General features: G+C 40.4%; 24 protein-coding genes, 3 tRNA genes and 1 other RNA gene. 24 read left to right on the plus strand and 4 right to left on the minus strand.

The features are described from left to right. The first annotated feature begins 124 nt into the window (after positions 1-124). From CDZ94_RS00780 to CDZ94_RS00800, 5 genes are all read left to right on the plus strand, one after another. Entirely contained in the window at positions 125-1,762 is a 1,638-nt protein-coding gene (locus CDZ94_RS00780; protein WP_425352516.1) for a Na/Pi cotransporter family protein, read from the plus strand. A 205-nt stretch (positions 1,763-1,967) separates the two neighbouring features. Then, a tRNA-Met gene (locus CDZ94_RS00785) sits at positions 1,968-2,044 on the plus strand. Positions 2,045-2,052: 8 nt separating this feature from the next. Further along, positions 2,053-2,129 (plus strand) — tRNA-Ile (locus tag CDZ94_RS00790). A 48-nt stretch (positions 2,130-2,177) separates the two neighbouring features. Next, positions 2,178-2,270 (plus strand) — tRNA-Ser (locus CDZ94_RS00795). Positions 2,271-2,516: 246 nt separating this feature from the next. After that, a complete protein-coding gene (locus CDZ94_RS00800; protein ID WP_096434651.1) occupies positions 2,517-2,849 on the plus strand; it encodes an iron-sulfur cluster biosynthesis family protein in 333 nt (110 codons plus the stop codon). On the opposite strand, the gene CDZ94_RS00805 is transcribed toward CDZ94_RS00800, so the two are convergent. After that, positions 2,815-3,675 (minus strand): undecaprenyl-diphosphate phosphatase, encoded by an 861-nt coding sequence (locus tag CDZ94_RS00805; protein ID WP_096434652.1) that lies wholly within the window; start codon positions 3,673-3,675, stop codon positions 2,815-2,817. The two genes, CDZ94_RS00800 and CDZ94_RS00805, sit on opposite strands and share 35 nt — an antisense overlap. Before the next feature lie 313 nt (positions 3,676-3,988). Between CDZ94_RS00805 and CDZ94_RS00810 the strand changes: the two genes are divergently transcribed. From CDZ94_RS00810 to CDZ94_RS00825, 4 genes are all read left to right on the plus strand, one after another. After that, the gene (locus tag CDZ94_RS00810; protein WP_096434653.1) at positions 3,989-4,597 is read left to right on the plus strand and encodes a superoxide dismutase; all 609 of its coding nucleotides are present in this window, start codon (positions 3,989-3,991) and stop codon (positions 4,595-4,597) included. 229 nt (positions 4,598-4,826) lie between these two features. Continuing rightward, positions 4,827-6,083 (plus strand): MFS transporter, encoded by a 1,257-nt coding sequence (locus tag CDZ94_RS00815; RefSeq protein WP_096434654.1) that lies wholly within the window; start codon positions 4,827-4,829, stop codon positions 6,081-6,083. A gap of 73 nt (positions 6,084-6,156) precedes the next feature. Next, positions 6,157-6,340: non-coding RNA, 6S RNA (gene ssrS / locus CDZ94_RS00820), on the plus strand. A 345-nt stretch (positions 6,341-6,685) separates the two neighbouring features. After that, complete coding sequence (locus tag CDZ94_RS00825; protein WP_245415692.1) at positions 6,686-8,752, plus strand: penicillin-binding transpeptidase domain-containing protein; 2,067 nt, start codon at positions 6,686-6,688, stop codon at positions 8,750-8,752. Between the two features lie 250 nt (positions 8,753-9,002). Here the strand turns inward: CDZ94_RS00825 and CDZ94_RS00830 are convergent, their stop codons facing one another. Beyond that, positions 9,003-9,533 (minus strand): endolytic transglycosylase MltG, encoded by a 531-nt coding sequence (locus CDZ94_RS00830; protein WP_096434656.1) that lies wholly within the window; start codon positions 9,531-9,533, stop codon positions 9,003-9,005. Between the two features lie 12 nt (positions 9,534-9,545). Continuing rightward, positions 9,546-9,887 carry a hypothetical protein gene (locus CDZ94_RS00835; protein WP_096434657.1) on the minus strand — a complete coding sequence of 114 codons (342 nt, stop codon included), beginning with the start codon at positions 9,885-9,887 and terminating at the stop codon, positions 9,546-9,548. A gap of 354 nt (positions 9,888-10,241) precedes the next feature. On the opposite strand from CDZ94_RS00835, the gene CDZ94_RS00840 reads away from it, so the two are divergent. The 9 genes from CDZ94_RS00840 to CDZ94_RS00880 all read left to right on the plus strand — a co-directional run bounded on the left by CDZ94_RS00840 (position 10,242) and on the right by CDZ94_RS00880 (position 18,653). Then, positions 10,242-10,871: a hypothetical protein gene (locus CDZ94_RS00840; protein WP_096434658.1), complete on the plus strand. Its 630-nt coding sequence runs from the start codon at positions 10,242-10,244 to the stop codon at positions 10,869-10,871. An 85-nt stretch (positions 10,872-10,956) separates the two neighbouring features. Then, complete coding sequence (gene rpmG / locus CDZ94_RS00845) at positions 10,957-11,106, plus strand: 50S ribosomal protein L33 (protein WP_096434659.1); 150 nt, start codon at positions 10,957-10,959, stop codon at positions 11,104-11,106. A 245-nt stretch (positions 11,107-11,351) separates the two neighbouring features. Then, positions 11,352-11,927, plus strand: coding sequence for a 5-formyltetrahydrofolate cyclo-ligase (locus CDZ94_RS00850; RefSeq protein ID WP_096434660.1), 576 nt, complete (start codon positions 11,352-11,354; stop codon positions 11,925-11,927). Beyond that, positions 11,924-12,715 carry a DUF92 domain-containing protein gene (locus CDZ94_RS00855; protein WP_096434661.1) on the plus strand — a complete coding sequence of 264 codons (792 nt, stop codon included), beginning with the start codon at positions 11,924-11,926 and terminating at the stop codon, positions 12,713-12,715. The genes CDZ94_RS00850 and CDZ94_RS00855 overlap by 4 nt, the downstream gene beginning before the upstream one ends. A gap of 22 nt (positions 12,716-12,737) precedes the next feature. Continuing rightward, positions 12,738-13,760 carry a ThiF family adenylyltransferase gene (locus CDZ94_RS00860; protein WP_096434662.1) on the plus strand — a complete coding sequence of 341 codons (1,023 nt, stop codon included), beginning with the start codon at positions 12,738-12,740 and terminating at the stop codon, positions 13,758-13,760. A 196-nt stretch (positions 13,761-13,956) separates the two neighbouring features. Continuing rightward, complete coding sequence (locus tag CDZ94_RS00865; RefSeq protein WP_096434663.1) at positions 13,957-14,136, plus strand: hypothetical protein; 180 nt, start codon at positions 13,957-13,959, stop codon at positions 14,134-14,136. A gap of 564 nt (positions 14,137-14,700) precedes the next feature. Further along, positions 14,701-15,450 carry an HAD family hydrolase gene (locus CDZ94_RS00870; RefSeq protein WP_096434664.1) on the plus strand — a complete coding sequence of 250 codons (750 nt, stop codon included), beginning with the start codon at positions 14,701-14,703 and terminating at the stop codon, positions 15,448-15,450. Further along, positions 15,451-17,004 (plus strand): rhomboid family intramembrane serine protease, encoded by a 1,554-nt coding sequence (locus CDZ94_RS00875; protein ID WP_096434665.1) that lies wholly within the window; start codon positions 15,451-15,453, stop codon positions 17,002-17,004. 191 nt (positions 17,005-17,195) lie between these two features. Next, positions 17,196-18,653, plus strand: a complete 1,458-nt coding sequence (locus CDZ94_RS00880; RefSeq protein WP_096434666.1) for a spore germination protein — start codon at positions 17,196-17,198, stop codon at positions 18,651-18,653. A gap of 68 nt (positions 18,654-18,721) precedes the next feature. On the opposite strand, the gene CDZ94_RS00885 is transcribed toward CDZ94_RS00880, so the two are convergent. Beyond that, positions 18,722-19,114 (minus strand): YueI family protein, encoded by a 393-nt coding sequence (locus tag CDZ94_RS00885; protein ID WP_157812010.1) that lies wholly within the window; start codon positions 19,112-19,114, stop codon positions 18,722-18,724. A gap of 326 nt (positions 19,115-19,440) precedes the next feature. Here CDZ94_RS00885 and CDZ94_RS00890 point away from each other — a divergent pair, with 326 nt between their 5' ends. The 6 genes from CDZ94_RS00890 (at position 19,441) to CDZ94_RS00915 (ending at position 24,285) form a co-directional block, all read left to right on the plus strand. Further along, positions 19,441-19,953 (plus strand): hypothetical protein, encoded by a 513-nt coding sequence (locus CDZ94_RS00890; protein WP_096434668.1) that lies wholly within the window; start codon positions 19,441-19,443, stop codon positions 19,951-19,953. A 33-nt stretch (positions 19,954-19,986) separates the two neighbouring features. After that, positions 19,987-20,184, plus strand: a complete 198-nt coding sequence (locus CDZ94_RS00895) for a YqgQ family protein (protein ID WP_096434669.1) — start codon at positions 19,987-19,989, stop codon at positions 20,182-20,184. A gap of 138 nt (positions 20,185-20,322) precedes the next feature. Beyond that, the gene (locus CDZ94_RS00900) at positions 20,323-21,297 is read left to right on the plus strand and encodes an ROK family glucokinase (RefSeq protein ID WP_096434670.1); all 975 of its coding nucleotides are present in this window, start codon (positions 20,323-20,325) and stop codon (positions 21,295-21,297) included. A 276-nt stretch (positions 21,298-21,573) separates the two neighbouring features. After that, positions 21,574-22,662 (plus strand): YqgU-like beta propeller domain-containing protein, encoded by a 1,089-nt coding sequence (locus tag CDZ94_RS00905; RefSeq protein ID WP_157911685.1) that lies wholly within the window; start codon positions 21,574-21,576, stop codon positions 22,660-22,662. A 149-nt stretch (positions 22,663-22,811) separates the two neighbouring features. Continuing rightward, positions 22,812-23,507 carry an ABC transporter ATP-binding protein gene (locus CDZ94_RS00910; protein WP_096434672.1) on the plus strand — a complete coding sequence of 232 codons (696 nt, stop codon included), beginning with the start codon at positions 22,812-22,814 and terminating at the stop codon, positions 23,505-23,507. Between the two features lie 4 nt (positions 23,508-23,511). Beyond that, a complete protein-coding gene (locus CDZ94_RS00915) occupies positions 23,512-24,285 on the plus strand; it encodes an ABC transporter permease (RefSeq protein WP_096434673.1) in 774 nt (257 codons plus the stop codon). Positions 24,286-24,347: the final 62 nt, after the last annotated feature.

Genomic DNA, 24,347 nt, shown 5'->3' on the forward strand with positions numbered 1-24,347 from the left:
AGGTAATTAAACAGCAGGTTAAAAACTTAATAAAATCTTTACAATTGATTAATGAAACATTAATACTTCATCTGTACTATGAAAAACGTTGGACGAATGATGAAATTAACTCAGTCACAAGGGGATGAGATTGTTGGAATTAGAGCTTCGGGATCTGCTTTTTATGTTTTTTGGCGGACTAGCTATTTTCTTATTTGGGATTAAATTTATGGGTGACGGCTTGCAAAAGGTTGCGGGAGACAAGTTGCGCGACATCCTGGATAAAACGACAAGTAACCCGATTATGGGGGTTCTTGCTGGGATTGTGGTCACGGTTCTTTTACAAACAAGTACCGGAACGACTGTACTTACTATTGGCCTCGTAAACGCAGGCTTTATGACATTTAGACAAGCTATTGGTGTCATTATGGGAGCGAACATTGGAACGACGGTTACAGCATTTATTATTGGTTTAGATATTTCCGAATACTCCCTTCCTGTTATCGCAATCGGAACGTTTTTAATTTTCTTCCTTAAAAACAAAAAAGCGAACAATTTTGGTCAAGTATTCTTTGGTTTTGGAGCTCTCTTTTATGGTTTAGAACTTATGGGTGACGGACTGAGTCCATTACGTGAGTGGGAAGCTTTTGCTGATTTAACGGTAAGTATGAGTGATAATCCATTGCTTGGTGTTTTGATTGGAATTATTTTTACAGTCAGTGTTCAAAGTTCAACCGCAGCGATTGGTCTTTTGCAACAGCTTTATGCACAAGGCGCGATGGACTTGCCTGCAGCGTTGCCAGTTCTGTTCGGTGACAATATAGGAACAACAATTACAGCTGTCCTTGCTTCACTAGGAGCGTCATTAGCTGCAAAGCGTGCGGCAGCATCACACGTAATATTCAATTTAATTGGTACAATTATTATCTTAATCTTTGTTGTACCGTACACGCATTTTATTGCTGCGCTCAGTGCGAGATTAGACCTTAATCCTGAGATGCAAATTGCTTTTGCTCACGGAATATTTAACACAGCGAACGTCTTGGTTCAACTACCGTTCATCGGAATATTAGCGATGATCATCTTGAAAATTTTACCTGGTAAAGAAACCGTTATTGAGTATAAAGCCCAGCATTTGGATCCGGTGATTATCCAGCAATCTTCCTCCATTGCTTTAGGCCAAGCGAAAAAGGAAACACTACGCATGGCTGAGCTTTCAGAAAAAGGCTTGATTGAAGCAGGGAAATTTATTAAAACAAAACAAAAGCGACATGCTGAATTAACGTATCAGTTTGAGGATGCCGTTAATAATCTCGATCGAAAAATCACTGATTATCTAGTAAGGATTTCATCAAATTCTTTATCTTCAGCTGACTCTGAACAGCACTCTATGCTTATGAATACCGTGCGTGATATTGAACGCGTCGGTGATCATATGGAAAACTTAATAGAATTAGCTGAATATCAGATTGCAAATAAAGTTAAAATGAGTGAACTGGCGATAGAAGATCTCAGTGAAATGCTTGACTTAACAGTAGAGACTCTTCAAAAAGCCATTAAATCCCTTGAGGATAATGACATTGGTATAGCTCGTTCAGTCGTATTAAAAGAAGAACAAATCGATAAAATGGAGCGTCAACTTCGTAAAAAGCATATCATCCGTTTAAACGAAGGTAATTGCAGCGGCGCAGCCGGAATCATTTTTGTAGATATGATCAGTAACCTTGAGCGTATTGGTGACCATGCCGTAAATATTGCAGAGGTCGTGATTGGTGAAGAATAATATGATATAATAGAAGGGGTTAAACACCCCTTCTGTTTTTTTATATCAGATGAGCAGGGTCGCAATCTCATTTTTTTATCATGCTGAAAAGAAGTTGAAACTTTTTCTGAAAAAACGTTGACTTTTTGTCAATACACATGCTAAGATATTTATTGTCTTTGAAGAAACGTTGCTTAACGCTAGCGCTAGTTTAAAGTACAAATACGGCGGTGTAGCTCAGCTGGCTAGAGCGTACGGTTCATACCCGTGAGGTCGGGGGTTCGATCCCCTCCGCCGCTACCATAATTCGAGGACCCTTAGCTCAGTTGGTTAGAGCAGACGGCTCATAACCGTCCGGTCGTAGGTTCGAGTCCTACAGGGTCCACCATACAACTGGATACATAGATTTCCTTTTAATAGGAACGCTAATGCATATGGAGGAATACCCAAGTCCGGCTGAAGGGATCGGTCTTGAAAACCGACAGGGGCTTCACGGCCCGCGGGGGTTCGAATCCCTCTTCCTCCGCCATACTTACAATCAACGATTTATGTGTTCATAATGAGAACATGTAAATCGTTTTTTACTTTGACTCTTTTATAAAAGGTTGTTGCTATTTGCTTTTGAAGGTAACTCGCATTGTATAGTAGAATTCTGTTGAAAATCGATATTCAAGTAGAAGGAATGCAGACTAGAGGATGTTTGAGCTAGCCACAAAACGTCGATAGCTTTTTTTTTCGGGATTTTTGGACATCCACTAAAAGGGGTGATGATAGAATGAATGTATCTGTCACAACTGAAGCTCAAGAGCAAATAAATAGTCGAATAACTAAGTGTGAAATTGAAGGTACAATTATTGAAATTGAGCATGATACAGATGGCTGTGGCTGTGTTGTCAGTGGGGTAGCGCGTCTTATGCAAAGGGATCAGGTTCCTGCTAAGTACGAAACCCTTCATTCAAATCATGAAAGGGTTTTATATATATTCAATCCTCAAATGAAGGTGTTTTTTGACCGGGAAATGATTATTGATTATCGGAATGGCAGGTTTCAATTAAAGAGTGCCAATCAGATGTTTAACCCGAGATTAAAGTTTGTGCCACTGGCATAGCTAGTGATACCGGTTCATGTCCATAGAAAAACCAAACGAAAATGCCCAGGACAATACAATAGATGGCAAAATACGAGAGCTTTGTGTTTCTTACCATGCTAATTAACCAGCGAATTCCAACTAAAGCAAACAGAAATGAACTGATGAAAGCGAATGTTAAGCTTATTGAATTTGTATCATACAGCGTACTGATTGAAGTGAGCTTTAGCAATGTAAGTCCGCTTATAATGGGGATCGAGAGTAAGAAGGAGTACCGGAGTGCTTCTTCTTTTTTTAACCCGAGCATCATCGCACCGACGAGTGTACTTCCGGCTCTTGAGATACCGGGAATTATGGCAATTGCTTGGGCGATGCCGATCCAGATTGCATCTTTATATGAGATGTCGCCGCGTTCTTTTCGTTCCTGAAAGCCACCGTGTTCGATGAAGATGAGAAAAATCCCTGTGATGATCAGCGCTACAGCAATAAGGGAAAAGCTCGTCAATCCTTCTCCCAATGTACTTTCCAACATCTTACCTACAATAAAGGTGATGACAGTGGAGATGAGTAGAAGAATGATAAAGCGAAAGTCATTTTTTCCTTTTACGTTGCGTTTATAGAGATAGTCCCATGCATTTTTTATTAGTGCGAGCAATTCTTTTCGGAAATAAACAATAACAGCTAAAAGAGATGAGAAATGAAGCCACACTTCTAAGGTCAGAGTGGGGTCTTGATAAGAAATACCAAGCAATTTTTCAACAATTAATAGGTGGGCAGAGCTGGAAATCGGTAAAAATTCACTAATCCCTTGGACAAGACCGATAATCAGCGCTTCAAACCAGTTCATAAGCAGGCTCCTTTCTACGATCAGCAGGTCTTGTCCTAAATATATGGAAGTAAAAAATGACTATGACTAATAAAAAGGAATTTACTTGTTTTTAGCGAATTAAATAAAGGTGCAGCTAGCATCTTCGTTCGATGTTTATTATTTGAAACCCGAGGGTATATCTGATAATGTAAAATCGTAGGACTTGTTAGATTGGTCTTATTGAAATGCTGCACGTTTTATGCGGACGTAAGGCTCATGGTGATAATGAGGTTATATTATTAGTCTCATTCACATAACTCAGATTACATATTTTCTAAGGAGGAGATTTAAGATGGCATTCACACTTCCAGAACTACCTTATTCACACGACGCTTTAACACCACACATCGATGAAGAAACAATGAAGATTCACCACGGAAAGCACCATAACACGTACGTAACGAAATTAAACGGTGCGTTAGAGGGACATTCCGACCTTCAAAGCAAAAGCTTAGAAGATCTTCTAACAAACTTGGAAGCATTGCCTCAAGACGTTCGCGGAGCTGTTCGTAACAATGGTGGCGGACACTACAACCACACGTTATTCTGGCAAATCATGTCTCCAAACGGCGGCGGTGCCCCAACAGGAGAATTAGCTGACGCCATCAATAGTGCCTTCGGAAGCTTTGACAAGTTCAAAGAAGACTTCAAAAATGCTGCACTTACTCGCTTTGGTTCTGGCTGGGCTTGGCTTGCTGTAAATAACGGCAACCTTGAAATTACAAGTACACCGAACCAAGATACTCCAATCATGGAAGGCAAAACTGGCATCCTTGGTGTAGACGTTTGGGAGCACGCTTACTACTTGAAATATCAAAATAAACGTCCTGACTACGTTGATGCATTCTTTAACGTAATTAACTGGGACGAAGTTGCAAAGCGTTACGCTGAAGCAAAATAAAATTGTACAATATTGTAAGAAGCAAAAAATAAAGAGAGCCGGCAGGGACATCCTTGCAGGCTCTCTTTTTGTGATGGGGAAAAGTTGGGTCGGAGCAGTTCAAAAAGTCAATACTGAATTGCGCTTTTACACAATTGTTCGGGGGACAGTCCCCTTCCTGATTTTAGGCGCATATCCTTTTGGGGTTTTGGCACACTAATTGACGTGACTACATAAGGAGAGTTCTGCTATGAAACGATTCCTCCAGACACTTGTTGGTGATATCGAATTGAATAAAGACTTAAGTTTACTTCTGATTATTGGTGGGCTTTATTCGCTCGGGATAGCGCTGTCAAATACGTTTGTAAATGTTTATTTGTGGAAGCAGTCAGGTCAGTTCATCGATATTGCCTTATATAATTTAGCCATTGTAGTATTACAGCCGATCACTTTTTTATTAGCGGGACGTTGGGCGAAGAAAATAGACCGTATTATTGTTCTTCGCTTAGGTGTGACGTTTTTAAGTGTGTTTTTTACGACTGTTTTAGTTATGGGTGAAAATGCAGGGGAATATCTTTTGATATTAGGAGCATTGCTTGGGATTGGGTATGGATTTTACTGGCTATCCTTTAATGTTCTTACATTTGAAATCACTGAACCAGAAACTCGTGATTTTTTTAATGGCTTTTTAGGAATACTTACATCATTTGCTGGGATGATTGGTCCGATTTTTGCGGGATTTATCATTACACATATGGAAAAATTGACTGGCTACAAAGTGATTTTTGCGATATCTTTAGGAGTTTTTCTCCTTGCTGTTGTCCTTAGTTTCTTTCTTAATCGACGTTCGGCTAAAGGGTCTTTCCACTTAAAGGGTATTTGGAATTTACGAAAGGATGATGACAATTGGCGGGCAATTTGCCGTGCCCACTTTTTCCAGGGTATTAGAGAAGGAACGTTCATTTTTGTGATCGTCGTTTGGATTTATGTAGCAACAGGGAGTGAACTAGCTATAGGTACCTACGGGCTTGTAGCTTCGGCTGTAGCTTTTGTCTGTTATTATCTGGTTGGGCGTTTTATTAAGCCCAGCTATCGAAAGAAAGCTATTCTAATTGGTGGCATTATTTTGTATGGAGCGATATTTTTCATCATTTTTGACCTCAATTTTACGAAACTCCTACTATACGGTGTTACCGTTTCCATTGCTTACCCTCTCCTCCTTGTTCCGTACGTTTCGTTAACCTACGATGTGATTGGAAGTGGATGGAAAGCGGCCGAGATGCGCGTTGAATACATCGTTGTAAGAGAACTCTTTTTAAACTTTGGTCGTGTGACATCTGTGGTATTATTTATTATCTCAGTGTTAGTACTTGGGGAAGAGAAAGGGATTCCAATTATCTTATTAGTTCTAGGACTGGGTCATACGGTAATATATTGGATCGTTAAAGGTATTCATTTGCCTCATGTTGAAGAAAAAGAAAGTTATTCTGTTCTGAAAAAAAAGTAGGATTTGTATCTTTAGGACTAAAACAAGGTATTGAAAAAGAGCACGAATATGCTATAATAAAGTTAAAATTTAAGAGCGCCTGCGGTGTTGGTGAACTTCGAGCTAATTCGAACCGAACACCAATTCACACGGGAGCTTCAAATTGGAACACGGACAACACGCCTTTTTAAGGAAGTTGGAAATGTTTCTGCGAGCACCCACCTGCCTAAGCGCGGGTTCGTGAAGTTTTAGAAGATAACCGCATTCGCGGGCAACCGTTTTTTACAGGCACCTTAAATAGAGGGTGTCTTCTGTCTATTTTAAATATAGTTTTAAAATCCATTAGTAAAATACTTAAGCGGCAACTTTATAAAAACCGCTACCAAACTTGGCGGAAAGCCAAGTTTTCTTTATGTAATTTTTTAACAAAAACTGCTGTGCGGTTTTTCTTGAGAGATCAGGAAGTATAAAAATCTACGTTTCAATGTCTAGCGGAAGTCGCATCGGCTCGTGTCAAATAATCCCCCGATTAAAAGTAAAAAGCACTTTTTATCGGACAGAACATTTGAATTTTTTCGGGTACGCAGGCGCCTTGCGCTTTTCTTAAGGGAAAGGAAATGGCAATGGGAGAAAAAAAACAAAAGGCACATGTGCCAGTTAGATTAAACATTCTTTTCTTTGTTGTATTTGTCTTGTTTTCAGCGTTGATTTTACGCTTGGGTGTTGTGCAAATTGTTCAAGGGGAAGAGTATCAAGAACAGCTTGAGAGGACTGTCAATATTAGTTCACCAGTGGAGGCGCCGCGAGGATTAATTTACGATAGGTATGGTAATGTAGTGGTCGATAATGAATTACAAATGACAGTGACCTATACAAACAGACGAACTTCCACAAAAGAAATGCTGGAAGTAGCAAGGGAATTAAACGAGTATATTACAGTAGAACCGGACCGGATAAATGAACGTGACCAAAAAGATTTCTGGCTGTTAATCAATCAGGAAGAAAATGAAATGCTAGATTTACTAAGTGTTGGTGAAACGGTTGAAGTTTTATCCTTGGAAGAGCAAAGAGAGCTAGATCTAGATGAGGAAGAAGCCTATGCTGAAAGGCTTGACCGGATTACGGACGATCACCTTGATCTAATAACTGAAGAAGGTCATGAAGTTTTCGCTATTTGGCGTGAATTCAATGCTGGATATAACCATTTACCGCACAAAGTCCTTCGTGGAATTGAATACGATGCGGCAGCTGAAATTATGGAACAAATGGAGCACCTTCCTGGTGTGGACATTGTTCGTGATTCTGAACGAAAATATCCATATGAAGGTAGTTTGCGCGGTGTCTTTGGTGAAGTTGGCTCAATTCCGCGAGATCATATCGAACAATTTTTAGCCAATGGTTATACGCGAAATGAAGAGGTTGGTACTAGTTATTTAGAGTCACAGTATGAAAATGTCCTTCGTGGTCGTAACGGTAGCCTAGAAAATCATATGAACAGATCTGGGGAGTTTCTCCGTAACCCTGAGGAAAAACTAGGAAGCCGTGGAAATGACCTTATTTTAAGTATTGATATGGAGCTTCAACAGCGGGTAGAAGAGATTATTGAAAATGAAATTTCAAGCTCTGCCCGGCACTTCTTAGCAGAAGAAGATGCTTATGTTGTAATGATGGATCCAAATACTGGTGATGTCCTTTCCATGGCAGGGTTAAACAGTGACCTAGGTACATTTACGAGTGCCTATGAAGTCGGTTCCTCTATGAAGGGGGCAACCGTTTTAGCGGGTTATGAGACGGGAGTATTTAATCACGGAGAACAAATTATTGATCGCACTCTCGATCTTCCAGCCACACCAGCAATTCGTTCCCACCAGGCGTTAGGGAGAATCAATGACCTTCAAGCGTTGGAACGCTCTTCGAATATCTATATGGCTGAAGTCGGAATGCGGTTAATTAATTATATACCGGGTATTTCCGGTACTAACTGGGGTAATTACCATGCAGCGTACGATACTCTTAGGTATTATTATTCTCAGTTTGGTTTAGGTGTGGAAACAGGAATTGACTTGCCGAATGAATTTATCGGAGTGGATGGCGGTTACGGTTCCCCGGGTAATATGCTTTACTTAACATTTGGTCAGTTTGATACGTACACACCAATGCAGCTGGCTCAATATGTATCAACGATTGCCAATGACGGCTACCGAGTAGCCCCGCGACTCGTGACAGAAATTCGTGACCCAGGAAAAAATAAGCACGAATTAGGTTCATTGTCTAAACAAATGGAACCGAAAGTACTCAACCGGATAGACATGAGCGATCAAGATATCCAGCGTGTTCAACAAGGGTTCCATCGTGTAATGAATGGAAGTCAAGGTACAGCAAGACAATATTTTAATAACCTTGACTTTGAAGCAGCTGGAAAAACAGGAACCGCTCAAGTGAAAGTCAACGGCCAAGATGGAAACAACCAGACCTTAGTTGGCTACGCACCGTATGATAACCCTGAGGTAGCGTTTTCGATTGTTGTACCCGGTGTAGCAATTAGGGATGCGGGCGGGATTGCCAACCGCATTGGCGTTGAAATTTTAGAAGCTTATTTTGATCTTAAAGAGGGCCGTCCAAGTGGAAATGAAATTTTTGAAGATGAAGATATGGCTGGTGTTGACAACACTGAGAGTGAAGAAGAATAGTGTACATTAAGTGAAAGGACTGTCTCCATCTGGAGGCAGTCCTTTATCTGTTAGACAGCGCTCGATTCAAGAGTAAAGCATCCTTAATACATACGGCAGAAGCTAACGCTATGCGGTTTTTCTTAAGAGGTAATAATCGTAAAAAATCTACCGTTAGGTGGGGGAGTTTTTTATCATGAAGTGTGGATGTGGAATGACCATAAAAAAAGAGTGCCTCAAAAGGTAAAAAACGAACCTTTTGAGACCCTCTTTATGATGTTAATTCAGAAACGATGTCTTCAATACTCATCGTACTATCAAAGATAAACTCTCCTTGTCGAAGATCCATTTCTACATTATTATCGCTCACGTAATCATTGAAAGTATCACGGTTGTTGATGACTTGAGACCGTTCTAAAAGACTGGCGATATCTCCGAACGTCATTCCTGATTGTACGACAAGGGATGTTTGATAGACTATCGTGTCATCGCCTGAAGTCTCTTCATCTCTGTCTTCTTCCTCACTACGATCTTGTTCTTCATAAGCATCTTGAAACTGCTCGAGCTCTTCTATTTTTGATTGCAAGCTATTTTGGTGACTTTCCATCTCGCTATATTGATTTTCCGTTAATATAATGTATTGTGCGGTCTCGAGTGTCTCGATAGCATCTTCTTCACTCACGTTACTTGAAGATTGTGCCGCTAGTTCTTGATCGTCTGATGTGTAAAGGAAGCCTGCAAACACAGTGGTCGCAATAAACACTCCAGCTGCAGTTCCACGTAATCCTGTTTTTGTTAACACATCCTTACCTCCTTAACGAGCTCCATTAGCCAGTAATTCGTCGATTTCATTTGTTGACCGTTCTGTTCTAGCTGCGATATCTTCAACGCTATACCCTTCCTCATAAAGAGCGAGAACGTCATCTCTTGTAAGTTCTTGTGATGATTCTCTTTCTGCTGAAACTTCTTTAGCTCCAATCACAAACTCTTCTTCCATCACTTTCATCTTTTTCTTAACCTGATAGATTTCTTGCATCAAACTAATAGAAAAGTTTTCAATTTGTTTTTCTAATTCTTTGCTTGGGTCCTTCTTTGCAAATGATAAAATGAACAAAAAAGCACTTAACCCAAACATTGTAACGATGATCCAACCCAATTGTCTTCCTCCTTTAGTCGTCTTGTACGACTTATGTTATACCATATTTTCAGCTTTCTTCCTAGTCGGATTCATAACTTCCATAATTTTGTCGAATGGAGATGAACTCATTACATATTATTCGTAAAAAAACCATCCTTTTTAAGGGGATTATGTCGTTTTTTTTTATTTGGCTTACAAAGAACATAAAATAAAGGGAAGTCTGAAAAAAATAATCGTTGATGTCTATAGTTAGCAAGCAGGTACGACATTTTTTGATAATTTTGACTTCTTGTTCTGATAGTCAGCTAGGAGTAAGATAAAATTAGACAAGCGATGCTAATGAATTTAAGAAGGTAAAGGGAGGGAGAAGCAGTGACTCTAAAACAAACAGCGGAACGAATTTCATCTTGGAAAAAGCGAAGTGGTCTATCAGTGGGAGAACAAAATCAAGCCATTATTTACGACGATTCTTCCCATACACCGCTCCGATATAAAGAAGGTCAAACTGCAAATGTTCAATGGAAATGGGTTCATTTACCAATGAAAAGTCAGGATCGAACCATTAATAAATTACTGATCTACAATGATTCAACTGAGGAGCTGAAGGTAAATTTTAAAATCCAATATGAAATGATTGAGAGGGGAGTTGAAATTGTTTATTATTCACCAAGTCAGGAATCCCTTATTGTGCATGATAAAAACTGCTATTCATTATTTGGCGGGCTTACAAGTCAAGGTTCCTCATGTTCCTATTCAACGACACTTGCTGCTGAAAGAAATGGTGGTGAAGATATAGAGCTCCATCATATGCAACCAATTGTCCAATTTAGCCACGGATGGAGCCTTAAGTACCAGATCAGTCTTACACCAGGTCAATCAGGATATTTTTATGAATGGGAAATGAAAAATGGAGATTTGCTTTGGTTAGAAGATGCTCATGCTCAATATCACTCTTTACTAGGGTCCTATCAAGCATCAGATCCACATATTGTACGCGATTGAAAGTACTTTAACACTTGATTGTCTCTCTCGTTTTTGCTATATTTTAAAAGTATGAGTAAAGATTAGAGGTTTGGAGGGAGATATCATGCGCGTACAAGTAACTTTAGCTTGCACTGAAACTGGTGACAGAAACTACATTACGACTAAAAATAAACGTAATAATCCAGATCGTATCGAAATGAAGAAATACAGCCCACGCCTTAAGCGTCACACTTTGCACAAAGAGACGAAGTAATGTGGGAAAAAGCGACTTATTTAAAGGTCGCTTTTTTTAATAAGGTAAGAGACTATAAAATGACAGCTTTTTGAAGTCAAACGCTAGTGGAGGACAAATTCATTTTTCCGTAACACCATTTGACTTGAAAAAATGCTCAAAAAGCAACAAACATTAAACAGCCTTAATAAAAGACTGCTATGCGGTTTTTCTTATACATATTTCACTAGGGGACTGACCCCATCTTTACCTTAGGAGGCGATGGTATGGGACAGAAGGAGCGAAAAGGGGAATTGCGAGCGAATGTAAAGGAACGCTTGAATGCAGTCGAGCAAGAGGTTCTTACATTAAATGTAGGGAAAATCCATGAGCACTTTTTTGCCTTGAAGGAATGGCAAAAAGCTAAAACGATTGGCGTGACCATTTCTGTTGGTCGAGAAGTCGATACGTACGCGATTTTAAAGAAAGGATTTGAAATGGGGAAAGTGATGGCTGCACCAAAATGTGATCCACAAACACGTACACTTTCTTTTTATGAAATTGCTTCTCTTAGTGACCTTGAAGACAGCTTTTATGGTTTAAAGGAGCCTGACCCAAATAAATGTCGGCTACTTAAAGATGACGAACTTGACTTCCTTCTCGTACCGGGACTCCTTTTTAACGCAAAAGGGTACAGGATCGGTTATGGCGGAGGATATTATGATCGTTTTCTTAACAAAAACCGCACGATAGATACGTGCTCTCTCTGTCACCCTTTACAATTATCGCAAGAACTCCCGATCGAATCTCATGATTATCCGGTCGATATCATTATTACATCTGAAGGGATCTTTCGGACGTGAGTGTGTTCTCCATCCTAGGGATATTGTTCTTAGCTGCAGGTGCCTATAAAAAACGAGCATTAACGCTACCGGGCGCTTTTGCAGCGATAGGAGTAGCACTCGTGATCGTTTTAGGTACAGGAATGTTTGGTCTGTTAATTCTTGCTGTTTTCTTTTTATCTTCGTCCATTCTCGGTAAGCTATTCGATAAGCGATTTCCCGATAATGAAGTCGAGGAAAAAGGAAACCACCGTGACCATAAACAGGTGCTTGCAAATGGAGGCTGGCCAGCACTAGCAGCCTTTATTTATACATTGACAGGAAACCCAATATGGCTCGTTGCTTTTTTGAGTGGGTTTGCTGCGGCAACGAGTGATACATGGGCCTCCGAGTTTGGAAGACTAAGTAAAGGAGTTCCTGTTGACATCCTTCGTTTTCAGCGTGTTACGAGAGGACAGTCAGGTGCTGTCACACCTGTTGGTACATTGGGTGCAATATTAGGGAGTTTGACTATTATTTTGGCGGCAATGCTTTTTATACCTTTCTCTCCAGAGGTTTTCTCGTACGAGCTGCTAGTCGCTGTTGGTGTCCTAGGTTTTACGGGACAGCTTATTGATACGATAGCCGGAGGGACCGTTCAGCCCCTCTATGAATGTCCTCTTTGCGGGAGGAAAACGGAGAAAAGACGTCATTGTTCAACTCCGACTGTTTGTGTAAGAGGAATTTCCTGGCTGGATAATGATGCTGTAAATCATTTGTGTACCGGTTCAGCGGTAGTCCTAACATGGATGTTATTGACGTTTATATAACTTGGCTTTGGAAGGTGATATTATGAGAGATGATTGGAATCGATACTCAAGACAGGTGTTATTTGAACCTGTCGGTGAAAAAGGTCAAGAGCTCCTTTCAGAAAAGAAAGTGTTTATCGTTGGCATGGGGGCGTTAGGCACTGTGCTAGCAAACCATTTCGTTCGAGCGGGTGTTGGTCATGTAGCTTTTGCAGATCGGGATTATGTAGAAAAAAGTAACCTGCAACGACAAATGTTGTTTGATGAAGCCGATGTAGAATCGATGCTGCCTAAAGCTGCCGCGGCGGAAACGAAGCTTAAAAGGTTTAATTCTTCTATTGTGATTACAGGTCATGTGACCGATGTCACCGCGGAAAATGCAGAGGAACTCGTAATGGGGGCAGATGTCGTCGTTGATGGTACCGACAATTTTGAAACCCGCTTTCTCATAAATGATGTCTGTTTTAAACACGGGATCCCATTCGTGTATGGCGGTGCCGTCAGTTCCAGAGGTATGCAAGCTACGTTTTTACCTGAAAAAGATTCCCCTTGTCTTCGCTGTGTTGTTTCTCCTGGGGCGAGTACTGGACAAACGTGTGATACCGTTGGGGTTCTTTCTCCGGTTGTAGATTTAGTGGCGAGTTATCAAGCGATGGAAGCAATCAAAATATTAACCGGGAACATAGATGAAATTAGAGAAACGCTCGCGTCGTTTGATTTATGGAAAAACGAACAGTTTAATATGAAACTCCGAAAAAAATCGGAATGCCCTACCTGTGGTGAAAAAGTATTTCCGAGCTTGTCTGCTCAAGCGTCGAAAGAACGAATTTCTACTCTTTGTGGAAGAGATACGGTGCAAATTCAATCGGATCAGTCATTTGATTTACATAACTGGGCGAAACGGCTTGAACCAGTGGGTGAAGTAAAGAAGACTCCTTTTCTTGTTCGGGTTACGATTGAGGATGGAGAGCGCCTTGTATTATTCCCGGACGGCCGAACCCTTATTCAAGGTACTGAAGATGTGACACGAGCGAAAAGCTTGTTTGCCAAGTATATTGGTATGTGATTGTGTATAATTTTTCTTCCCTTGAGGCGAGCTGCGTGATGCACTGAAAAATATTTGATAAAATTGTAGAAAGCTAAAATTTATCTCTTGCTTAAAAACCTTAGTGTAGCAGTGTGTGGGAATTTCTCCCTCTCTCACTTTTTAAGGATAAGTTATTGGAACAAACCCATCCTAATAAGCAGAAGGGGGGATGGGCGTGGATAACCGACCGTGGGTCATGATCGCCGCTATTGTTGGCGCATTTTTTCTTTTTCGTACACGCTACAGACTGCTGAACGCATTCTTAAAACGGCCATGGTTACGCCGATTGGCTGTCACATCAGTTTTGAGAATTCCTGCTGTGCGTGACCGGATGATGTCTCAAGTTTTGAGATGAACACAGTATTAAGAGCACAACCTTAGAGGAGCCGATTGAAAAAATAATGGGTCTTCTATAAAGCTTGTTTTTGTATAGTTTGTTGTTTATTGAGCATGCTTGCCAAACGCTCAATAAACAAATAGCAACACCTTTTATTAAAGAGCCTCTATAGTAGAAAATGGAAAAGATCCTACTCGCCCGCTATGAAACCCATAGCGGGTTTCTAAATGATACAGTATATGGAGGCTACTGAATAAGTAGCATAGGCCTGGGTGGCAAGAGGGTATATTCTTTCTCATGGAGAGAATCTGCAAGGAAATAACTCTGCTTTTTCCAAAAACCTTGCGCCTGATTTTGAGATGCACATGGGAATAGCTACGGGAGGCTGAAGCGTTGCCTGCGGAAAGCGAAGCCATGGAAGCGGCACCCTTTGTATTTGAGTTCTTAGAGTTATTCAGCAATCCCAATATGCACCTGCTTCGATGGTGTTCAAGGACCCTCTGTTAAAAGTATCTCCTTCAAGTCTGATCTATCGTCAGCAGCGAGTATCCTTTGCTATAATAACGTAAGGGGGAACAATAAATGAAATGGAATAGTATTTGTTTTGACTTAGATAATACCTTGTTCAGTCACGAACAAGCTTTCAAACGAGCGATAAGCGAGTGCTATAACTCTTTATTGGCTACGATTAATAAAGGGACAAATGTTTCGGGTAGTTCCTTTGAGACATTTTTTCCGATTTTTAAAAGGAATAGTGACCGTTATTGGGCGCTTTATGAAAATAAGAATGTTACTGCTCAACATTATCGGCGACTTCGATTTATGGAGACGATAAAAGAAATGGATCTCCCTTTTACTGAAAAAGAAGCGGATTGGTTTCATGAAAAGTACTATAATATCGTTGATGAATACAGCGTTCCATATGACGGTTTGCACGAGCTATTGCAGTATCTTTCTAAGATAGGCGTAACTCTTGGGATTATTACAAACGGAACAATTGATACTCAATATAATAAGCTTCGAAAACTCGGTATTACTCAATGGATACCTGAATCAAACATGATTGTAAGTGAAGAAGCAGGAATTGCAAAACCTGATCCGGAAATATTTATTTTAGCAGAAAAAACATTCTCACTGACTTCTCCAAAATTATTTGTAGGGGATTCATGGAAACATGACGTAGCAGGTGCCAGTGGAGCTGGTTGGGATAGTCTGTTTTTAAATACGAGAGGAGAAAATAGAGGAGCTGAACATCAACCGGTGGCAGTGTGCGAAACATTTTCAGAAGCATCCCAAACGATACGGGAACAGTTAAAAGAGGGGGGAATGTGAATGAATGCTGGCACCCAAGAGTTGAGGTTTTGGGAAGTTCTTTACCACCTCGTAACTAAAGAAGGGATGCGGGTTGTCCATTTGCCTAAAAGTGGGCGAGAGGCCTGGCTCGAAGATGACCGTAAGGAACCGTACCAGATCATTCGTTTTGTAAATAAAGATCTCGATTGGAGTAATGAACTTAGAAAAGAGATCAGAGATACCGAACAGCGTGCTAAACAAGTACGTAAGCGACTAGGATTACGTCAGGCGAACGTTGTCAATTTAATACTTACCATGTATCCGCCAGTTGACTCATGGGAATCGTTAGTCGACCAGCCTTTGCCTCTAACAGCCGGTGGAAAACAGCAAATGAGAACGATTTTATTAACAGAAGAAAATTTGTCAAGGGTGATGTTTCCATTAGCGACTGAATGGGGTCTTAATGAGAGTCCCCGTTTTCTTCCATTAGAAACTGTCGGTGATGAAGGTGAGTGGATCAGGACGCTCAAAGGACAAGTAATGAAAGCTTCAGATAAGCGCACAGAGCGAGAGCGGAATGTGTTTTTATACGGAAAGCCTATCTTTACTTTTATTTTGCTGACAGCTATTTTAGGTTTGTTTGCCCTTATTGAAGTCGCAGGATCTTCAACTGATGTGAGAACACTTATTGAATTTGGAGCAAAATTTAATCCCCTCATTCATGAAGGTGAATGGTGGCGCTTCTTTTCTGCGATGTTTCTTCATATTGGTTTTTTGCACTTGTTTATGAATTCATTAGCACTGTTTTATCTTGGAGGTGCTGTTGAGCGAATTTATGGCACAAGTCGATTTATATTGATCTATTTTATTGCCGGACTTGTCGGATCGGTTGCTAGTTTTGCGTTTAATGAGCAAGTATCAGCAGGAGCCAGTGGCGCTATTTTCGGCTGTTTTGGTGCCTTGCTTTATTTTGGTGTCAAGCATAAGCGGCTTTTCTTCCGGACGATGGGAATGAATGTCATTGTAATTCTTATTATCAATTTAGGTTTAGGATTTCTTGTACCAATGATCGATAACGGTGCCCATATTGGTGGTCTTGTCGGTGGTTTTTTTGCCTCAGCGATTGTGAGCTTACCTAATACGCCATTTCGGTCGCTGAGGCGTTTGCTTGCATTTATGATAACTACAGTAGGTATTGCTGCACTTCTCATATATGGATATGGTAAACCGCAAGATGGAAGTGGTTATTTAGCTTACGTTCAAATCGGTCAAGAATATTTTCAAGAAGAGGAATATGATGAAGCACAACGTTATTTAACGATGGCTGTTGAAGGTGGAGCAGAAATGAAAGAAGCATATTTTTTACTTGGAAATACCCATGCATTAATGGAAGAGTATGACGTAGCAGAAAAGAATTTTCTCTCTGCAATTGAACTTGATTCACAATTTGCTCCAGCTTACTATAATCTTGCACTTGTTTATTTACGTACGGATCGGCTCAGTCTAGCAGAAGAATCGATCGATCAAGCAATTGAACTTGAGCCTAATGATGATCAATATTTGGAATTGAAAAATGAGATTGTTAATCGTTAATTGAAAGTGCAGGGCACCTGGTTGGGATCAGGTGCCTTTTGTATAGGCTATTTTTCATAAGTTTGTGCTTTTTGAGCCGTATGTTTTTTCCTCTTTTTGTGTAAGAAACAATAATCGAAGACTTTCTCCTAAGTTTTTGCATTGAATGGTGTTCAATAGCTAAAAATGTAAGTATTAGAGGAGTGGGTCTGATGAACAATCCAAGAAAACAACCGATTTCTACAAACTTAAAAAAGAATGTTGAGTATCTGAAAAAGGAATTGGATATAGATAAAAGTTTTGACCTCATATACTTAGAACTTGAGTATGATGGGATTGACATGGCTTTATTTACGGTGGACGCCTTTGCTAAAGATGATGCGATTACTCAAATTCAGCGAGAGTTGAATCATATAGATGGTGCAGATCATAGCAACATTATGAAGCACTTGATGAAATCCAGGATCCCATATATTGAATTAGAAACGGTCGATGATTTGGAAGAAGCGCTCATTCAAATTTTATCGGGACCTTCGATTTTGCTTGTGGATGGTCAGTCTGAAGCAATTGTGGTAGATACACGTGAATATGAAATTCGTGGACCTGAAGAACCAGATACAGAGCAGGTGATCCGCGGTTCAAAAGACGGATTTGTTGAGACTCTTGTATTTAACGCCGGACTTATACGACGGAGAGTCCGTGATCGCAATCTACGAAATGAATATATGCGCATCGGCAGAAGGTCGATCACGGACGTCTGTATCACTTATGTGGCTGATATTGCAGACAAAAAACTCATCAAGTACATTAAAGATTCGTTAGAACAAATCGATACTGACGGTCTACCGATGGGAGATAAATCAATTGAAGAGTTTTTATTCGGTCAGCATCGTAATCCGTACCCTGTTGTCAGGTATACAGAACGACCGGATGTGGCTGCTTCTCACATACTCGAGGGTCACGTATTGATCATGGTTGATAGTTCACCAAGTGTCATCATTTCTCCAACGACGTTTTGGCATCACTTGCAGCATGCAGAAGAGTACCGTCAAAAACCTATGGTTGGAAGTGCCTTACGATTAGTCCGCTTTGCAGCAGTTTGGATAAGTGTATTTTTATTACCTTTATGGTTTTTGTTTGCACAAAACCCTGACTTGCTTCCGGAAAACCTCTCATACATCGGTATGGATGAACCGGGAGAAGTACCGCTTATCGCCCAGTTTATCCTTGCAGAAGTTGGGATTGAAATGCTGAGGATGGCTGCGATTCATACACCCGCTGCCTTAGCTACAGCTCTTGGGCTTGTTGCTGCGATCTTAATCGGGGAAGTGGCGATTGAAGTAGGATTATTTTCAAATGAAGTCGTTCTTTATCTCGCAATAGCTGCTGTTGGCTCGTTTGCAACTCCGAGCTATGAGTTAAGTTTAGCCAATCGGCTGATGAGAATTGGCTTACTCATCTTGGCTGCTCTTTTTTACGTCCCCGGTTATATGATAGGAACTGTGTTGCTTATTTTACTGATCACTTCAATGAAGGCTTTTGATACGCCATATTTTTGGCCATTTATGCCGTTTAATGGTCGAGGGTTGCGTGATGTATTTATCAGAGCTCCTATGCCCCTTAAAAACCGCCGTCCAAGAGCAATCCATCCGATTGACCCGGACAGGTAAGATATTAATAAAGCTGACAGCAGAGAATGAGCTCTCTTCTGTCAGCTTTTTTATGTTTTCTATGATCATTATGTTTTCATATCGCGATCGTACAGGTCATCTACAATAAAAATATCCTCTTGGTCGACTGCTCGTTCTGAGGCAAGGACGAGACCTAGGGGTGACTCTTTACCATCGTTTATGATCGTAAACGGAACGCCATGTTTATTCGCCTCTTGTACATAGTTTGAATATGCAGGGTAGTTTAAAGCGCCGTTTATGTACATTCGAACATCGCTATTCTTCTTTATCATCGACGTGGCTTGATCATACATACCATGCTCCCGAACTTGCCGGTTCGTTATTGCAAGATAAACACGTTCTCGTAAAGTGGACAAAAATAGCTTACGTTCTTCTGGTCGGATTTCAGGTGAACCATAAATCCCTTGTTTAAGAACTTCTTTTAATTTTTCCTCTGACATATGATTTCCCCATTTCATTTCAGGAGTTTGTTCAGTGTTTCTCAATTTCTTACACTTTAGTATAGCAAGTGATCTCCTTTACATACAAGAAAGGTCATGAATGATCTATTATTTACTGTGAAAAAGCCAGGGTATAATGGTTGTCGCGGCGCACTGCATACTACATTTCTAACAATGATAGAAACTAAATATACGACACGTTTGCTATTCCAATTATGGGAGTGCCCCGTTGTAAATATTTCGGTCGCCTCACACGCACTTTATATAAAATTCTTGTCCTGAACCTCTTATGACATTCATAGGAATGGGAGTGAGGGGGTTGTGCAATGTTTGATTTATTAATGGTTATGTTTTTCATTTTAATAGCTGGTATAGCGGTTGGCGCGTTAATTACGACAAAGCTTGTTTTTGCTTGGAATGTTATTTTTACGATTACTGGATTGCTATTTTTCTTTTTTGTCTGGGTAGGAATGCTCCTCGGAGGGTGGGTGTTTGGCTGGTTCCCAGCGCCGGTTTTAAAAGGAACAATTTCTTTTCTTGCAATCATTTTAGCTGTATTATTTTTTCGTATCTATCACCCTTCGTACGGATTTATCCCGACTCAAGGTGTGACTCATTGGGGAGCATTGGCGGTATTCTTTTTCTTTATTGGACTTGAAATGGGGACAATGGAAATTTCAGCTTGGTCCATCCTATTGTTTGTACCTGCATTTGCAGCAGGAATAATGGTTAGCGCCTGGGTGACATGGAAACTAAAGAGTACGATGGCATTCCGTTTCCTTGTACAATATGTCCCAATCCTTCTCTTTGTCTTTATTGCCGTGTTAAAACTGGTATAATAAAACGGTGATGATGAAAGATGGGTGACCAGTATGAAAACTTATTTCGAGATTCAGCAATTAGTTAAACGGTTCGGGACTGTTATCTATACAGGTGATCGTTTTCAAGATGTTGAGATGATGGAAGAAGAAGTAAAAGAGCTTTATCAAATGGGAATGATTGAAAAGGGTGTCTACCTTCAGGCTAAAACAGTTTTATTAAATGAAAAGAATAAAGCTAAAACGAACTAATTTTTTAACACGCATTTATAGATAAGAATGATTGAAAAAATGTTACAATTGTATCAGATAGGTGTTCGAAAAGAGAAAATCAAATCTTTGATACCACCCCAATGTAAAAAAGAAGTTAAAGTAAATGAGGTCGATAACATGGCGAAAGCAACATGGCTAGCAGGAGTAGATGTCGGGGGAACGACGATCAAGCTTGCTATTTTTACCGAAGAAGGTGATTTCGTAAAAAAATGGGAAGTGCCTACTGACACACGAGATTCCGGACATAATATTCCAAAGGATATTGCTCAAACCCTTCATGAAACACTCCAGTTGATGGATGCTGATTTTTCCTTTTTGAAAGGGATTGGCGTAGGAGCTCCAGGCTTTATTGAAGTGGAAACGGGGTTTATTTATCATGCCGTCAACATCGGTTGGAAAAACTATCCGCTAAAAGAACGATTAGAAAAAGAAACCAGTGTTCCAGTCTTTGCAGATAATGACGCGAACTTGGCTGCAGCCGGCGAAATGTGGAAAGGCGCTGGGAACGGGGCTCAAAACATGCTTTGTGTAACCTTAGGTACAGGAGTTGGCGGTGGCATTATTTCCGAAGGGCTCGTCGTTCACGGTGCGTATGGCATGGCAGGGGAAATTGGTCACATTACTTCAGTGCCTGAAGGTGGCACCCCTTGTAACTGCGGTAAGACAGGGTGTTTAGAAACGGTAAGCTCTGCTACGGGAATTGTGAGATTGGCAATGGAAAAAATTCAAACACAAAAGGAAGGCGCGCTCTATTCGCTTTTCAATGAAAAAGGAACACTCACCTCTAAAGATGTTTTTGATGCTGCTCAACAACATGACACGATTGCATTAGATGTTGTCCATGAGGCGATGTACCAATTAGGACTAGCGATCGGGAATTTGGCGAACAGCTTAAATCCAAATGTGATTGTCATCGGTGGAGGCGTATCAAGAGCTGGAGAATATCTCTTAAAGGCACTCCATCCACATTTTAATCGTTTTGCATTACCGAAGATCGCTGAGGAAACGACACTTCGCATTGCTAATTTAGGAAATGACGCTGGTGTGATTGGAGCGGCTTGGCTCGTAAAACAAAATAGCATGAGGAGATAGACGAGTTGATTAAGAAACAGTGTTAGCTTCAGTGGCATGTTTTAAGTCTCAAGGATGGTATTCCTTGAGACGAGGTTGTGAAGGTAGCTTTGCTTATAGTTTATCTTTTTAAAAAAGGATTGAAGTGAAAAACGCTTCAATCTTTTTCTAATGCTAGTTAACGAGGATGAAATTTCTACTCATCTCGGTGCGAAAAGATAAAGAATATCATTGGTTACGAGGGAGGAGGAATGCGACCTGATCTTAAAAACGAAAGTTACCTTACTATGTGTGTTCATGCTTTTATTATTGGTAACGGCGTGTTCTAATCATGACTCTTTATTACAAATGTCTGCACCTGAACGGCAAACCGCATTAAAAAAGCTTCCTCCGATAGAACAGGCACATGCTATTTACACTTTGGATGTAGACGAATACCGCTTTGTAGAGGTAAATGGTTGGTTTGATGACGAGGAGATCCTTTATTTAACGGATGAAAATGGCCGATCCAATTTATATCGTCATCACTTGTTTAGTGGAGAACAAACCTTATTTTACTCAACAGAGGAGCCGATCCTTGATGTTGTACCGAGTACGAATAATAAATACTTTGCTCTCAAAATATCACCAATCTATTCAGAAGCAAATCTTCTAATTTTGGATCAAAATGGTGATGTATTAATGGAGTGGATAGATGACGGGGTGGGTTTTGAACTATTCTGGAACCCTTACGAGGAATCTGATTTTTTAATTGGAGCTATAGATCAGGAGTACTCAAGTACTGTTCATCACTTAAATGTAGAGTCAGATTCACGTCAAGAATACGACTTGCTTCCTTCCTATCTACAATGGTTATCAGCAGATCGTATTGCTTATTTATATTGGGAAGACTACTCATTTGGGATTGATGCCCCAGTCTATGTTCAACACCTAGACGATGATGTTGAAGTTGCTGATGTATTAGAACAAGAGGTATTAACGTTTTTCGGCTTAGCAGAGGGGAAGTACATAACATTAAGAGAGAAAAGTTCGGACCCTGATTATACCGAGTATAAAATAAATGACATAGATCGTTCAGGTCATGAATTCAGTTGGGATGTCCCAGTTTTACAAACATACTCACAAGACTGGTGGGTCCCGTATTTTGATCACCAGGAAGATCAGTTCGTTTACTTCCATCCCCAATCACCGGGGGATGTTTATGACTATGACGACTACTTTATGTTACGAAGTGTAAATGTAGATTCGGGGGAACAAACTGAGCTTGAGGAATTTGAAAGGCAAAAGCCGGTTCAGCTTTCTCCAGGGGGGGATTGGATCCTCGTAGGTGATCGTATGGAAATGCTTATCCATGCAAAAAGAGGCTCACGAATTCCGTTGATGTAACCTAGCTGTTAATAGAAGGTGAGTAAAGGTGATTTAGCTTCATCGCCATGCGCTTTTCTTGGAAGAAGAACTTTGATCTTTCTCTCATTGGCTCAACAATCTTGAACAAGGTATACTATAGACGAATCATAAAAGTTGGGTGATCATTTATGAAAAACCTTATCGAAATGACAAGTGTAACCACGAACATTTTAAAAAACATATCGCTTCAGGTAGAAAAGGGGGAAGTTATTACCCTCATCGGAGCTTCGGGTGCAGGAAAAAGTAGTTTACTCATGTTGTTAAACCGCTTGAACGATCCCTCAGAAGGGACGATTCACTATCGGGGAAAAGACGTAAAGGCCTATAATATTACTGCTCTAAGGAAGTCGATTGGGATGGTATTTCAATCATCGTCCCTTTTTGACGGTACAGTAAAAGATAATTTAAAATATGGGCCCCATTTGTTTGGTGAATGGGAAGAAGGCATGGGTGAAAGGCTGCTTGAAAATGTCCAGCTGCCAGTTTCTTATTTAACAAAGGATGTAGAAGAACTATCTGGTGGTGAAAAGCAGAGAGTAGCTTTCGCTCGTACATTAGCCAACCGGCCGGACATCCTCCTGCTAGATGAAGTTACAAGTGCTCTTGACTTAAAAAATGTGGAATTAATTGAGGAATTTTTATTAAATTTGGTTCCTTCGCGTGTTCACGCTGTGTTAATGGTTACTCATGATGTAAGTCAGGCAAAGAGATTAGGTGATCGTACAATCTTTATGGACGAGGGAAGAATAGTGGAGCAGGGGAAAACCTCAGACATGTTTGAAAACCCTCAAACAGAAATGCTGAAGTACTTTTTAAAGGAGTGACAATATGGCGCCGGAAATTTCAAACACATCGATGTTACTTCTCATCTTTTTTGTGCTCATTCCTGTTTCATTATCTTACATATATGCTTTAGGGTTAAGTAAATCTATTGCCTGGTCTTCGTTCCGGGGAGTCGTCCAGTTATTTTTAATTGGCTATGTATTAACTTACTTATTCTCGCTGCCACCTATGATCGGAATCAGTTTTATGCTCATCGTAATGATAACAGTCGCTACTTTCCATGCGAGTAAAAAAGGGGTGGGAATTCCATTTGCTCGTCCTGTGATTTTTGGGGTTATCATCGGCATTGAATTCCTTGTCCTTGCAATGTGGTTAGGGTTTGATATGATTAGTTTCCAACCTGATCAGGTCATTCCAATGAGCGGTATGGTAATAGGAAATAGTATGGTTGCGATTGGACTTGCTTTAGAAAGGATGAAAAGCGAGTTTAAGGAAGCGAAAGGAAAGCTTGTTGCTGCTCTTGCTTTAGGTGCTAGACCAAGGCAGGCGTCGACGATTCTTATACGGAAAATCGTAAAGGCCGCGATGATTCCAAACGTAGATGGATTAAAGACTGTCGGACTCGTTCAGCTTCCGGGAATGATGACCGGACTTATTTTGGGCGGAGTCGCTCCAGTCGAAGCAATACGTTATCAGATTGTCATTTCCTTAAGTATTTTTGCTTCTGTTTCGCTTGCAGCGATGTTTGTGACCGTTATTTTTTATCGCTTTTTCTTTAATAAAGAAATGCAGCTCGTTGCCATCGATAATGAGAATTAAATAAGGTTGTTCGTAATAGTAAAATAGCAACATCCTTTTATAAAAGAGCCTAATATAAGAAA

The organism is Alteribacter populi (assembly GCF_002352765.1).
Classification (GTDB): Bacteria; Bacillota; Bacilli; order Bacillales; family Salisediminibacteriaceae; genus Alteribacter; species Alteribacter populi.